The following is a 14726-nucleotide window of genomic DNA, read 5'->3' on the forward strand; positions in this document are numbered from 1 at the left end:
CCACAAGGCATGAAATTTAATTAGAAAAAATACTGTTATTTTGAAGAGAGAGGTCTCTATTTAACGATAATTCGTTTCACCTTACCAACTTTCCTGGTCCCTACCCGCACCAGGTAAACTCCTCTGGCGGCATAGCTCATATCAAATTCATAAACATAGGCACTGCCATCAGTTATTATTTGATTTTCGACCATTTGCTGTCCGAGAATGTTATAAACGCTTATTCGCAAAGGCTGGTCGTAGGTCGTCTCCAGGATAGCCTTAAATTTTTGCTGATCCTGTGAAAGAATAATGAATTCTGCTTCTGAGAGAAGTAAATCTTCAATATCCAGCGTGCTATCAGTAATGGTTACGGTGTAATCATGAGTGGTACCATACTGCATAACAGAACAGGGTTCATTTAAATCACCACTCCATTGTGGATCTGTATCTCCGGCTCTAATCCTTAAAAGATGTTGGCCAAGCTGAGCATCTGCAGGAAGATCAAATTCAAAAGTTTCCCAGGCTTTATAACGGGTTAATGCCTGAGAGTCAATAACCAGTTCAGATTCCTCAAAAACCGCGTTATCATTAAAGTCAATCCACATCGAAAATTGTTCTCTTTCGTCGGCGACAAAAGAGGTTTGAACTGAAACTTCATAATTGCCTTCCGAGCGATCCAGAATAGTGGTTTGGTTAGTAAAATCAAAATAGCCATTACCGCAAGGAATGTTTTCATTTAAAATATCGCCTAGTTCAAAAGCCCAGATTCCATCTCCAAAGCTACAGTCACTCCCACGCGGAATACAATTCATACTAATAATTGTTTCTTCCTGAGAATCATTTTCAGGCTTGGTATCGGTCTCAAGCAAGGTACCGGCGGTTATTTCATACCATCCTGAATTGGAAAGATCTACAGTTTGAGAAAATGTAAAAACCTCATCTTCTCCAACACCCAAAACACCAGAAAACTCTTCTACCACACTAAAGTTATTCCCAAGCTGATAGCTAACCTGGAAACCTTCCTGGGGCATCCCTCCAAAATTTTCTATGGTAACAACTACGTCCTCCGTTGCATCCAGGAACTGTCCTGTTTCAGGAGAATCTATTGAACTAATCCCGATGTCATTTGGCGGAAGATGCAGTATAGTTTTTGTAAGTTCATCATTGCTCTCGTTCTCATCGGAGGCAAGATTAACACTAACGCTAATTTCGTAGGCTGCCCCGGCTTCAGAAAGATCTACAGTTTCACTAAAGCTGTACTCCAGCATTTCGGTACTTCCTAAATTCTCACTCACAGTTTCGGTAACTGTTTCTCCTGCATTCACAGTATAGCTTACCTCAAAATCTGATTGGGCATTTCTTCCCAGGTTCCTGATTCTGATGGTGATTTCTTCATTTTCTCCCAGGGTAGATTCTACAGGTGCTACCAGTTTTGTGAGTGCCAGATCATTATTATATTCCGGCGCGATCCTAAAGGTGCCTACCTGGTTAATACGCTGTTGCCCTTCAAATACTTCGCCTATGTACCAGAAAGTTAATCCGTCCTGTGCATCAACACTCATATGGGAGTAATCCCCATATCGATAACTGGGGTTAGGACTAATTCCTTCTATAATACTTTCCTCTTCCACCGTCATTATTCCTAAAGGATCTCCCTCAAACCTGCCGGTATAACGAAGCGAAGGCGGAATTGGCCGCTCGGGGCTGTCATCCAGAACGGTATATCCTAAACCTATATTCCCTTCAGCATCAATAGCGATACTTCCCCCAAACCTATCACTTTTATCCGGCGCATACGTACCTTCCTGATAGACTTGCCATGGAGCTCCATCCTGCCGCTGGCGAAGCTCATACCATCGCACTGCAGCATGTTCGGCTGCACTAGGCTCGACATCTACCACGAAGTTCATAACAACTGAGTTGTGAGTGCCAAACCTGCGGTATTGGGTTGCGTACATCATAGTGGCCTGCAAGGCGTCTATATCCGGGGCATCGAAGGGCTGGGATAAGTTTTTAAACGAGCCCCCATCAAAGGTGGAGTGAAAGGGGGAGACTCCTTCTGAAGGCCCGAGTTCCTGAGATTCAGAAATAGTCGAATTGCCGGGATTTTCCCAATCAACGTTAACCAGCCATAACTTCAAATGATCTTCATTAACTCCTTCCCAGGCATCATCCTGCATATAAACTATAGGGGAATTTCCCGGTGGAGGCAACTCTTTTCCATTCACATTGAAGCCGGCCGGGCTATAAAACCTGCTGGTTTTTATTCCCGGAAGCGGAAATCCAATAACCATGGCCGCTTCCCCCCTTAACATTTTATCTCGCTCCATTACGTAGATCACCTCGCTCTGGTCGGCAGTAGTATTATCTTTATTGGAGGTGAAATAATAACCATCAGACCAGACAGACATCTTTGGGTAATCGGGATACATCCCATTTGTAGGAAAACGATAGGTGTACCAACCGGAATTAACAGGATCAGGCCCTTGAGAAACGGCTATTAAAAAACTTCCCGGAAGCGTATCCATCTGGCTAATAACATATCTATCGGCATTTTCATCGTAAACAACAATTGGATCTCCTCCTCTTTCGTTTACAAATTCCCCTCCCAAACTTGCAAGGTCTGCCGGGGGTGTTAATTGGTTTCCGTTTTTATCGAATATTGAAAAAGCGGCGTTCCATGCATTTACATAATGATTAGGACCTGCTACTCCGGTAGGATCTGAAGGAGTCGCCCGGGTACTAGCCGCCTCAAAATTTAATTTTTTCCCGCCAGAAAGCTTAACATCTCCCATTTTACTCTGTCGTGCAGGATCTTCTCCCTTGGGCAGCCCTTTCCCCGGAACTATTTTGTTAATCCCTCGGTTTCGGGGATTAAAGAGTTTGTAATCTGTTGTAGGCGGAATTAACCTTGTTTTTGAAAATGCTGCAGATGACATTGCCTGAGCCGAATCTATATAAGTAGGCCCGGCCACTATTCTTTCCTGGGCAAGGGCAGCATATGGATATACATAGAACAACGCAATTAGTAATAGTAATTTTTTCATCTACAGGATTCTTGATATATTATTTAAAAATAATCATTATCAGGATAATAGAAACAAAAGAGGCACTTAATAAACTATTAAATGCCTCTTTTTTAAGTTTCAACTGAATTAATTAATACTTACTTCAACCATTTTTTGAAGTCGACTTCCTCTTTAATAAGAGTGGCCAACTCTGAAATTTTAACACGTTTTTGCTCCATGGTATCCCTATAGCGTAGCGTTACGGTCTTATCCTCTAAAGAATCGTGGTCTACAGTAATACAAAAGGGTGTTCCCACAGCATCCTGACGGCGATATCTACGGCCAATAGCATCTTTCTCATCATATTGCACCTGGAGATCCCATTTCAATTCGTCTATAATTTCCTGGGCAAGCTCTGGCAGACCATCTTTCTTGACCAACGGAAGCACAGCAGCCTTGGTAGGAGCCAGCACAGCAGGTAGTTTTAAAACCGTTCTACTGCTCCCATCTTCAAGTTGTTCTTCCTTTAGAGATGAAGAAAATACTGCAAGAAACATGCGGTCCAGACCAATGGATGTCTCAATTACGTAGGGCACATAATTCTCTTTAAGCTCAGGATCATAAAACCGCAGTTTTTTTCCTGAATGTTCTTCGTGAGCTTTCAGATCAAAATCAGTACGGGAATGAATTCCTTCCAGCTCTTTAAATCCGAAGGGGAAATTAAATTCTATATCTGTAGCAGCATTGGCATAATGAGCCATCTTCTCGTGGTCGTGAAAACGGTAGTTTTCTTTCCCTAAACCGAGGGAATCATGCCATTTCTGGCGGGTTTCTTTCCAGTGCTCAAACCATTTTAATTCTTCCCCCGGACGCACAAAAAATTGCATCTCCATTTGTTCAAACTCTCGCTGACGGAAGATAAACTGCCTGGCTACGATTTCATTTCTAAAAGCTTTCCCAATCTGTGCTATTCCAAAAGGAATTTTCATCCTTCCTGTTTTCTGAACATTTGAAAAGTTCACAAAAATCCCCTGAGCAGTCTCGGGCCGAAGGTATAAATCTGAAGCAGTTTCAGCCGAAGCGCCTAATTTCGTACCAAACATAAGGTTGAACTGCTTGACATTGGTCCAGTTTTTTGAACCGCTTTCAGGACAGGCTATTCCCAATTCTTCAATAAGGGCTTTTACATCGTCCAGGTCCTCTTCTGTCAAAGACTTAGCAAGTCTCTCCAGAATCTCTTTTTGTTCCTTGCGATAACGTATAACCCGCGGATTGGTAGTCACAAATTCCTCTTCATTAAAGGCATCACCAAAACGCTTTCTGGCTTTAGCAATTTCCTTCTCCGCCTTTTGATGGATCTTTTCGGCATAATCCTCCACCAGTACATCGGCACGGTAGCGTTTCTTAGAATCTTTATTATCAATAAGTGGATCGTTAAAAGCATCTACGTGGCCTGAGGCCTTCCAGGTGGTAGGATGCATCAAGATTGCGGCATCAAGGCCAACAATATTCTGATGTAGTTGCACCATGCTTTTCCACCAATAATCCTTGATGTTCTTTTTTAATTCGGCCCCGTTTTGTCCATAATCATAAACGGCACTTAATCCGTCATAAATTTCACTCGACGCAAAAATATACCCATACTCTTTAGCATGGGATATTACATTTTTAAATAAATCTTCTTGTTTTGCCATAGCGCAAAAATAAAAAAACCGCCCTGATATCGGTCAAGGCGGCCTTTGAAATTTAAATTTTTAATTACCGAAGGCTGAAAGATCCGGTTCCCAGCAATACATCTTCAGCATAGACATACACCTTATAGGTTCCTTCGAGCAGCTTATCTTCGTTGGTGTTAGCCAAAATACAAACATCAAGCTCGTTGTTTTCATAATAAACCTTAGATGCCGCACTATAAACCATGGGGCCGCCTTCGTGGTTAACTACAATTTCATCACCCACCAATTCATTTTCCGGGTTATAGACCTGAACATACATATTTCTTTCACCGGGTCCGGCAAGATCATTGGCAGTAATAGTGAAACAAGTTCTTATCTGGTCGATTCTTCGGGTGCGGTCGTTTTCCACCAACTTTCCGCTGTTTCTCACAATTACCCCTTCCCCTGAAAGGCTTGTGATCTTGAGTTGTGAAGCTCTATCTACTTTATTTGATAAAGCTTGATTTGTATTCTGAAGGGAATCTGAAAGTCTCGTTCTTTCCTGAAGGGCTAAGTTCGTGCTGTCCAGACTTGTAGCCATTCGTTGATTTTGGGCGCTTAAACTATCTACTACTCTGAATAATCTTTCCCTTTCTACCTTTAAATTTGAAATCTCCCGTTGAAGACGGGTATTCATCGCATAGGTTGCATCATAATCTTTAACCGAATCCAGTAGGCGCTCAATCCTATCGCGTGCGTTCACAAGATCCTGGTCCAACACCTCATTTTCTTCGATAGCCTCATCATATTTGACGATAAGGTCATTGAGTTCGTCTTCGATTACGGCTTTTTCCTTCTGGAGAATTGCCTTATTTTCTTTCTCTTCATTATAGAATTTCACCGTATAAATGCCCAGAACTACCAGGGCCACTGCCAGAATACCGGTTAAGACCTTTAAGGCTGTATTGTTCTTTTTTTCAGTCATCATGTAATAATATTTAATTTGTAAATTTAGGAATTTAGGAGGGCAAAAGACAAGATGTTAACAAATGTTTCGGGATTTACTTAATTTATTCTACCCAAAAGTTTGCAATTGCTGTGAAACCGAACTGGTGGCACACGAGCAAATTATCTGCACCTCTTGTCTGCACAAGCTCCCACTCACTAACTTTCACCTTGATAACGAGAACGCTACAAAAAAAGTATTTTCAGGGAGACTTAGTATTGAAAATGCCACTTCCTTATTGTATTTTAAGAAAAAGGGTATGGTACAACAGTTGATTCATAATCTCAAATATCGTGGAAACAAGGAAATAGGCTATTTCCTTGGCCAATGGCTTGGAGAAGAACTTGCAAAAATCCCAAAATATTCTCAAATAGATGCAGTCGTCCCGGTTCCACTTCACCGGAAAAAATTAAAGTCCCGCGGTTTTAACCAGGTTGAGGGTTTTGGAAAGGAGATCGCAAATAGCCTTGCAGCCCAATACATCGATGATGTTTTGGTAAAAAGATCAGCTTCTACTACTCAAACCCTAAAAAAAAGACTCAGCCGCTGGGGAAGTATTGCCGAAACTTTTATGATAGAAAACCCTGAAAAACTTGAAAACAAACATCTCCTGCTTGTAGACGACCTTATCACGACCGGCGCTACAATGGAGGCCTGTGTTTCAAAGCTTCAGAAAATAAATGGAGTAAAAATAAGCCTGGCAAGTATGGCAATTACCGATTGATGTTTGCAGGGAAAACTAAAATAATCGTTTCTTTGTCTAAAGATTCACCAACAAAATATGTTTAAACGAATTCCAAATTTTCTCCTTGTAGTTTTCCTGGCCCTGGCCCTGGCTTTGGTGCAATGTGCAAAAAAAGGCATGCCCGAAGGTGGCCCCGAAGATGAGGAACCGCCAAAATTTGTTAAGGCTAATCCAGAGAATTTCAGCACAAATTTTAAGAGCGATGAGATACGGATATATTTCAACGAATACATCAAACTCAATAAACCTCAGGAACAAATTATTATCTCGCCTCCAATGGATCCAAAACCTACCATCCTACCACTGGGAAGCGCGAGAAAGGATATTAGGATCGAGATCTTTGATACCCTTCAGGAAAATACCACTTATACCATCAACTTCGGAAAAAGTATAGTGGATAACAACGAAGGAAATGAATTAGATTATTTTAAATACGTTTTTTCTACCGGAGATTATCTTGATTCATTATCAGTTACTGGAACTGTTAATGATGCCTCCCTGAAGGAACTGGCAGAACCGGTTTCGATATTTTTGTACGAGATAGATTCCACTTATTCAGACTCTATTGTTTATAAGGAAAACCCAAGATATGTAACCTATTCCAAAGACAGCATTTTCACTTTTGAACTCGAAAACCTAAAGGCAGGAACTTATAAAATGGTTGCGATTCAGGATAAAAATGCTAATTATAAATTTAATCCCAATTCGGAGAAAATCGGATTTATTGAAAGCCCAATTAGTCTTCCAACCGATACCAGCTACCATATTACCCTTTTTAAAGAAGAACTTGAATTCAGTGTAAAAAGACCAAAATTGTTAAAAGGAAACCAGATCCTGTTTGGCTATGAAGGGGTCGCAGATTTGGATAGCCTGGAGATCAATATTTTAAACCCAAAACCGGAAGATTTTCGCGCAAGGATTGTTAAAGACCCGAAGACCGATACACTTTATTACTGGTACAATCAAAAACCGGAATCTGACAGCCTTTCGTTTGAAATTGTGAGTCCCATAAAGAGGGATACACTCTTTACAAAAATATCTGAACTAGAACGCGATACTCTAAAAGTTACTACTGAACCCAGCGGAACAATTGAATTCAATCAGGTTTTTAAATTCAGGGCAAATACTCCCCTGGTCCAAAGTAATCCAGACCTGATAAGAATTCTCAATAAAGACTCTGTAGAAGTGAATTTTTCAGCAGAACTATTTCCTATTAAAAACGAATTACAACTTCAATTTGAAAAAGAGGAAAACAACACATACAAGGTGCTTGCATTACCCGGAGCTCTAACCGACCTCTTCGGTAAAACGAACGACACCATCAATCAGCAAATTTCTACGAAACCCTATTCCGAATACGGTAGTGTGGTATTAAGACTTCAGAATGTAAACCGCTTCCCAATAATCGCACAATTAACTAACCTGGAAGGGGAAGTCCAGGCCGAAAAGTTTTCAGAAAATAAAACAAGCTTCAATTTCAGATTTTTGAAACCGGCAAAATATCTGGTAAGGCTTATTATTGATGATAACGGAAATCAAAAGTGGGATACTGGGAATTACCTGGAAAAACGTCAACCAGAAAAGATTTTTTACCACCGCGATACCCTGGAAGTTCGCTCAAACTGGGATTTGAACGAAAGTTTTATTTTAAAGTAAATTCATCCCGATCCTGAAGAAATTTTAACTGCTTCCTGGTTTTCTCCAGGTGATCCTTATCAAGGCTAACTTCCTCAACAAAGGGCATTTCCCTGTTTTCTCCGGTTAAGTTTTCTCCCAAACAATCATAAGCCGCGCTGTGTCCAGAATAATCATGTCCGCCACCATCGGTGCCGGTTCGGTTTATTCCAATACAATAGCTCATATTTTCAATGGCTCTAGCCTTCAACAAGGCATCCCAGGCCGCCACCCTTTTATCGGGCCAGTTGGCCACATAGATAAGGAGATCGTAATCTTCGGTATTTCGGGACCATACAGGGAAACGAAGATCATAACAAATAAGCGGACAGATCTTCCAGCCTTTATACGAAACTATTAATCGGTCTTCGCCGGCGGTATAGGTTCTATCTTCTTTAGCTAAAGTAAAAGTATGCCGCTTGTCGTAAGATTTATAACTACCGTCTGGATAGACAAAAAACAAGCGATTATAGTATTTTCCGTCTTCAGTAATAATAAGGCTTCCGGTGACTGCAGCATCTTTTAGGCTTGCCATTTCCACCATCCAATTAAAACTCAGACCGTCATTTCTTTCAGCTAATTTTTCAGCATTCATACTGAAACCGGTAGTAAACATTTCGGGTAGAATTATAAGGTCTACCTCATCTGAAAGCGCTTTGATTTCTTTTGAAAACAAACTGCGATTAGCCTGTGGGTCTTCCCATTTAAGGTCTACTTGTAATAAAGCTGTATTTAGTGTCTTACTCATACTTTAAAATTATCAATTTTTAAACAACTCATCCTAATTACATGTTAAACAATTGCAGAAAAAAAGGCTATTAGATAGCTTTAACATATAAAATATACAAAAGATGAAACTAACTACCTTATTGAATAAAGACACTTACACCCCCGATACACAGAGAGCACTTATTTCAGGGATATTGGGAGGTCTTGCTGGAACAGCTGTAAAAAGTATAGTGGAACACTATCTTCCGGTGAGAAAAGTTGAACAACGCTCGGCACAGATTAAAATTTTAGATGATCTTTCAACCAAAATTACCGGTGGCCCGATAAGTGTCGAAAACGAAGCTCTTGCCGAGCAACTCGTGAATTTTCCTGTTGGTGCAAGTGTAGGTGCCGCCTACGGCTACGGCAAAAAAGATAAAGATGAATTGAAAGTCTTTGATGGAGTTATCCTTGGTAGCACCACCTGGTTCACTACTCATGAAACTTCACTTCCTTTGATGGGCCTTGAAGAAAACCCAAAAGACATTCCTATTAAAACCCAGGCTAACGAACTCTTTGCGCATGTTATGTTTGGAATAACTACTGAATTGGTGAGAAGTTTTGTTAGTAAAAAGCTGAAAAACAGGTAGTTTATTTTTCCAGATGTTCAAGCATTCGCCGAATCCTGTCTTCCAGTTTTTCTGAAGAAAGTTTCTCCCGAAGCCGGTCGGTAATTATAGGAAAGGAAAAGGGCGTGGGTTTTTCGCAGTCTTTCCAAACGAACGTTTGAGCAGCAATTCTCTTCAGGACCCTCCTCAACCGACCTTCTTCCAGCTGATGCTCAAAGGTTTCACGAAATGCCTGCTGGTAAAGTAAATTTCCTTCCTCATAATCCCTGAATACGCTAAACAACAACTGTGAATTGCTTTGAAGATGTTTGCTCTTTATCAGTTTATTAGGATAGCCTGTAAAGACCATTCCCGCAATCACCGCTATATCTCTAAATTTTCTTCGAGCCATTTCTGTCGCATTCAAACTCTTATAAAGATCGTCCATTAAATACTCCGAAGAAAACAAGTCATTATCTATCACTTGTTGCATGTCGACCTGTTGCTCTGAAAGCAGTTCAAAGCCATAATCATTGAAGGCGATCGAAAAAGTAATTGGCATAAGCAAACTAATACGATAGGCCATCAAACTTCCCAATGCCTCGTGCACAAACCTTCCTTCAAACGGATAAAATATGGCGTGATAACCTTCCCGGGTTTTAAAAGTTTCGATGAGGAATTCCTCTTTTCGTGGAATTACAGATTCTTTTTGTTGTCTCTTTAAAATAGGTTGTAAAGCCTGTAATTCCGGTGATCTTTTCTTGCCTGAAGACACCGATTCAGCTGCTGCATACATTTCTTCCCGAAGCAGTTCACTCATCTGCGCCGAAAAGGTCATTCTACCTCCTGCCCAGCTGGGAACTTTGGATGTTTTTTGTTTCGAAGCCTTCACCAACACCTGCATATTTTTAATGCGTATCAACTCAAGGTTTCGTCCGGCGAAAGTGAAAACGTCCCCGGGATTAAGCTTAGAAATGAACCACTCCTCAATGGTACCAATATATCCACCTTTCAGGTATTTAACGCTAAGAACTGCATCGCTTACAATAGTGCCAATCTGTAACCTGTGTCTCATCGCGACCCCCCGGTTATTCACTTTAAACCGACCATCATCTTCAATTTCCACTTTTTTATATTCATCGTAAGCTTGCAGACTCTGACTTCCTTTCGTGATAAAATTCAAGACCCAGCGCCAGTCCTCTTCGGTAATTCCCTGGAAACAGAAAGTAGATTTCACTTCCGGCCATATTTCCTTCGGGAAGAATCCGTTGGAAACCGCAAGGGTGGTGAGGTATTGCACCAGCACATCAAAACTAAGCAGGTAGGGAATCCTGTCTTCCACGGCCATTGTTTTTACCGCTTTTTGTAAAGCTGAAGCCTCAATAAGTTCGATAGCGTGGGTAGGCAAAAAATGGATCACGCTTTCCTCTCCCGGTCTGTGCCCGCTTCGCCCGGCCCGCTGTAAAAACCTGGCAACTCCTTTTGGACCTCCTATCTGAATTATGGTTTCCACCGGGGCAAAATCGACTCCCAGATCAAGACTGGAAGTGGCCACCACGGCTTTTAGACTTTCATTGCGGATAGCCTGTTCCACCCATAGGCGGGTTTCCTTATTGATGCTTCCATGGTGCATGGCTAATTCACCGGCGAATTCAGGATATTTATGAATGAGTTTTTGAAACCATAATTCACACTGGGATCGGGTGTTGGTAAAAAGCAGCGTTGTCCTGGAATTTTTAATAATGGGGACAACCTCATCTATTAAATGCAATCCAAGATGCCCCCGCCAGGGAAATCGCTCCATTTTATCGGGAATAATAGACTGAACTTTTATCTTCTTTTTAATATTCGCTTTGATCAAAACCGAATTCTGAAAAGCTTCAGAATTGGGCCCCAGTAAAACCTCCCTGGCCTGCTCTAAATTTCCAATAGTTGCTGAAATCCCCCAAATACATAAATCCTTTGAAACCTTTTTTAAACGTGAAAGAGCCAGTTCCATTTGCACTCCTCTTTTTGTTCCCAGCAATTCATGCCATTCGTCTACCACAACGGCATTGACATCTTTGAACGTATTATCATAGTTTTTTGAAGAAAGCAATAACTGCAAACTTTCTGGTGTGGTAATTAACAAATCCGGCATTGATTTTTTTTGCGCTGCTCTTTGTTTTTGAGGAGTGTCTCCTGTGCGAATACCTACCGTTAATCCGCTACCGGTTTCATCTGCAAAGCGTCGGGCTGCCTGTTCAATTTCTACCGAAAGTGCACGAAGAGGCGTGATCCAGATCGCTTTCAGGCCTTTTTTATGCTGAGTTTTATATTCAGGATTGTTTTTTAAATACTCCAGCACAATGGGAATCCAAAGGGCATAGGTTTTCCCACTACCTGTAGGAGCATTAAGAAGTCCGTTCTTCCCCTGCAAAAAAGCCGTCCAGGTTTGCTTTTGGAATGGAAAAGCTTTCCAGCCTTGCTGCTCAAACCAGGTTACTGCTATATTGATTAATTGATTTCTGTTCATGTTTTTACCCTTCCTTCAGAGGAGCTTTCACAATCCAATTTATTTACTAAACACAAGGCTCCCCTCCCTGGCAAGGAGGGGATGTCCGCCAGTACAGGGGGTGCTCAGTGGTTCTACTACGGTATCAAAGCCTTCAGCTCTCCCAACGTATTTGCCTCATGAATGTTTTTATCAGTGCGCCAGCGTACCATCCTCGGAAACCGGGTGGCCACTCCACTTTTATGGCGTTTGGATTCTGCAATACCTTCAAATGCGATCTCAAAAACCTGGTGTGGCGTTACACTTCTAACAGGCCCAAAGCGCTCCAGGGTATTTTTCCTTATCCAGGCATCAAGTTTTCTGAATTCACCATCGGTAAGGCCAGAATATGCTTTGGCAAAAGTTACCAGTTCCTTTCTCTCATCATCCCATAAACCAAAAGTATAATCAGTATAGAGGTTGCTTCTTCTACCATGACCACGCATTGCGTAAGTGAGTACGGCATCTACAGTTAGCGGATCGACTTTCCATTTCCACCAATCACCTTTTTTTCTTCCCACCAGATAAGGAGAGTCTAATCGCTTCAGCATCAATCCTTCCGATTTCTCTTCCCGGGCTCTTTCTCTTTCTTCAGCAACTTCAGACCAGGATTGGAAGGAAATCCTTTCAGATAAATGAAAAGGAATATCTTCAGGGGACACCTCAGCATAGAGCAACTCAAGGATTTCCCGCCTTTCAGCAAAAGGATGATTTCTGATATCTTTCCCCTTCCATTCCAACACATCATAAGCTTTAAGAATAACCGGAGTCTTTTTAAGCAGGTTCTTGCTAATATTTTTTCGTCCAATTCGGGTTTGAAGATCCTTAAAGCTGCCTATTTGTCCATTGGGAAAGGAAAGAATCTCGCCGTCCAAAACGGTTCCATTAGGAATTGGTCCAATAAATTCCTGAAACTCCGGGTATTTATCGGTAACCAGTTCTTCGCCACGGCTCCAGACGAATAATTCATCCTTGCGCACAATCACCTGCGATCGGATGCCATCCCATTTATGCTCGGCGCTCCATTGGGAGACATCGCCCAGTTCCTCCACATCACCGTCTATGGCGTAGGCCAGGTAAAAAGGGTAAGGTTTTGAAAGATAGTCTCCCTCGTTTTCCTCGAGGATAAGGCTTGAAAAGCTTGTTTTTGAAGGCTCCCAGTTACCCATCATCTTATAGGCGAGGATATCTTCATCTATATTGGTAGCGCGGGAAAGAGCCCGGGTCATTAATTTTTGACTGACTCCTATCCTGAAACTTCCTGTGATAAGTTTGGTAAAAACAAATCGCTCATAATAATTCAATGCTAACCAATTCTCATACAGGTATTGCTTTTTTTCCTCTTCACGTTGGGCTTTGAGATCGATTATTTCCTGAAGAAACTGACTCAAACTCTTTTCTGAAGATTCTTTTGCAGGAGGAATTACCAGAGCAATGGTTTCGGCCAGATCTCCTACTATATGGTAGGATTCCTCAAAAAGCCAAAGCGGAATTTTGGCCAATTCTGAAGCCCAATTTCGCATTAGGGTGGTATTTACAGGTCTTGGCGGACGGCGGTGAGAAAGAATTGCAATGGTCCAGACCTTATCCTTATCTGGAGCCGATTTGAAATATTCGGTAAGTGCCTCAACTTTCAATGAGGTTTTATTTGTGGTGTCTAAGGTTTTAATTAAAGCTGCGAATCTCTTCATATTCTGTCGGTTATCACAAAGGCTGCCCTCTAATTATGTTGTTCTTTTTTTGTCTCCATCTCTCCCCTTTCTCCCTCGAATTGTGTCTCTACAGTCCTGGCATCGTAGCCTTGCTCGCATAGAAACCGAGAAAAGATATCCGTGTAACCGTGTGTACAGATTATTTTTTCGGCTTCAGTAGCTTTAATGGATTTTAGCAATCCCTGCCAGTCACAATGATCGGAAAGAACAAAACCACGATCAATAGCACGCCTTCTTCTTGCACCTCTAAAGGTCATCCAGCCGCTTGCTGATCCCGTGACATAAGGCGTCATTTTTTTTATCCAGGAAGAACCGTGCGCACTTGGAGGTGCTATCACCATATTCCCTTTTATTTCTTCCTTTTTAACATCGCGGGTAATCCTGGTTGTTTCAGGTAGGTCTAACTGAGGCCGGAGTACTTCTGTCATATTCTCTATTGCACCATGGGTGTAAATTTTTCCTATGGAAGGGTCTAAATGCTTTAACAGGCGCTGGGCCTTCCCCAGGGAATATCCAAAAAGCACCGAAGTTCTTCCATCTTCCCTGTTTTGTTGCCACCAGGAGTTGATCTCATCAAAGACTTCTTTCTGGGGTTGCCATTTAAAAGCGGGTAATCCAAAAGTACATTCAGTTATAAAAGTATGGCACTTTAAAGGTTCAAAGGGTACAGCGACCCCATCATCTTCATCTTTATAATCTCCGCTAAAAACCCAAACTTCACCTTTATATTCCACTCTAATCTGAGAAGAGCCAATAATATGACCGGCCGGATGAAGAGCGAATTTCACTCCGTTTATGGTGAAAGTCTCGTTCCATTCCTTTCCTGAGACTTCTATGTCTCCCAACCGGTGTTTTATGATTGGTATATTGCTGTGATGGGTTATATATTTTTTATGCCCCCAACGGGAATGATCGGCGTGGCCATGAGAAATAATAGCTTTATCTACCGGCTTCCAGGGGTCGAGATAGACATCTGCAATGGCACAATAAATACCTTTATCATCAAATACTAGAAGGGGTTTTTCCATTTTTCTTCAGGGCTTATGACTGAAATTACCCAAATTGCATTTCATATAAAAAGGATTAAGAAAAGAT

The 14726-nt window shown here is 41.6% G+C and carries 10 protein-coding genes; 3 read left to right on the forward strand and 7 right to left on the reverse strand.

Annotation, left to right across the window (positions count from 1 at the left end; genetic code table 11):
* Nucleotides 1–56: 56 nt before the first annotated feature.
* From VIM94_RS12830 to VIM94_RS12840, 3 genes are all read right to left on the reverse strand, one after another.
* Nucleotides 57–3029 carry a GEVED domain-containing protein gene (locus tag VIM94_RS12830; RefSeq protein WP_332039700.1) on the reverse strand — a complete coding sequence of 991 codons (2973 nt, stop codon included), beginning with the start codon at nucleotides 3027–3029 and terminating at the stop codon, nucleotides 57–59.
* A gap of 119 nt (nucleotides 3030–3148) precedes the next feature.
* Nucleotides 3149–4684 carry a glycine--tRNA ligase gene (locus tag VIM94_RS12835; protein ID WP_332039701.1) on the reverse strand — a complete coding sequence of 512 codons (1536 nt, stop codon included), beginning with the start codon at nucleotides 4682–4684 and terminating at the stop codon, nucleotides 3149–3151.
* A gap of 64 nt (nucleotides 4685–4748) precedes the next feature.
* Nucleotides 4749–5633, reverse strand: coding sequence for a hypothetical protein (locus VIM94_RS12840; protein WP_332039702.1), 885 nt, complete (start codon nucleotides 5631–5633; stop codon nucleotides 4749–4751).
* A 61-nt stretch (nucleotides 5634–5694) separates the two neighbouring features.
* Here VIM94_RS12840 and VIM94_RS12845 point away from each other — a divergent pair, with 61 nt between their 5' ends.
* Together VIM94_RS12845 and VIM94_RS12850 are read left to right on the forward strand one after the other, a co-directional pair.
* On the forward strand, nucleotides 5695–6375 hold the full coding sequence (locus VIM94_RS12845) for a ComF family protein (protein ID WP_332039703.1): 681 nt from the start codon (nucleotides 5695–5697) through the stop codon (nucleotides 6373–6375).
* 57 nt (nucleotides 6376–6432) lie between these two features.
* The gene (locus tag VIM94_RS12850) at nucleotides 6433–8052 is read left to right on the forward strand and encodes an Ig-like domain-containing protein (RefSeq protein ID WP_332039704.1); all 1620 of its coding nucleotides are present in this window, start codon (nucleotides 6433–6435) and stop codon (nucleotides 8050–8052) included.
* Here VIM94_RS12850 and VIM94_RS12855 read toward each other — a convergent pair.
* Nucleotides 8039–8818, reverse strand: a complete 780-nt coding sequence (locus VIM94_RS12855; RefSeq protein ID WP_332039705.1) for an amidohydrolase — start codon at nucleotides 8816–8818, stop codon at nucleotides 8039–8041. The genes VIM94_RS12850 and VIM94_RS12855 overlap by 14 nt on opposite strands.
* Before the next feature lie 103 nt (nucleotides 8819–8921).
* Between VIM94_RS12855 and VIM94_RS12860 the strand changes: the two genes are divergently transcribed.
* On the forward strand, nucleotides 8922–9428 hold the full coding sequence (locus VIM94_RS12860; protein WP_332039706.1) for a DUF1440 domain-containing protein: 507 nt from the start codon (nucleotides 8922–8924) through the stop codon (nucleotides 9426–9428).
* Nucleotide 9429: 1 nt separating this feature from the next.
* On the opposite strand, the gene VIM94_RS12865 is transcribed toward VIM94_RS12860, so the two are convergent.
* The 3 genes from VIM94_RS12865 to VIM94_RS12875 form a co-directional block, all read right to left on the reverse strand.
* Nucleotides 9430–11901, reverse strand: a complete 2472-nt coding sequence (locus VIM94_RS12865; RefSeq protein WP_332039707.1) for a ligase-associated DNA damage response DEXH box helicase — start codon at nucleotides 11899–11901, stop codon at nucleotides 9430–9432.
* Nucleotides 11902–12017: 116 nt separating this feature from the next.
* Complete coding sequence (locus VIM94_RS12870) at nucleotides 12018–13610, reverse strand: ATP-dependent DNA ligase (protein WP_332039708.1); 1593 nt, start codon at nucleotides 13608–13610, stop codon at nucleotides 12018–12020.
* A 29-nt stretch (nucleotides 13611–13639) separates the two neighbouring features.
* Nucleotides 13640–14659, reverse strand: coding sequence for a ligase-associated DNA damage response exonuclease (locus VIM94_RS12875; protein ID WP_332039709.1), 1020 nt, complete (start codon nucleotides 14657–14659; stop codon nucleotides 13640–13642).
* Nucleotides 14660–14726: the final 67 nt, after the last annotated feature.

This window comes from Salegentibacter sp. (assembly GCF_036568425.1).
Lineage (GTDB): Bacteria > Bacteroidota > Bacteroidia > Flavobacteriales > Flavobacteriaceae > Salegentibacter.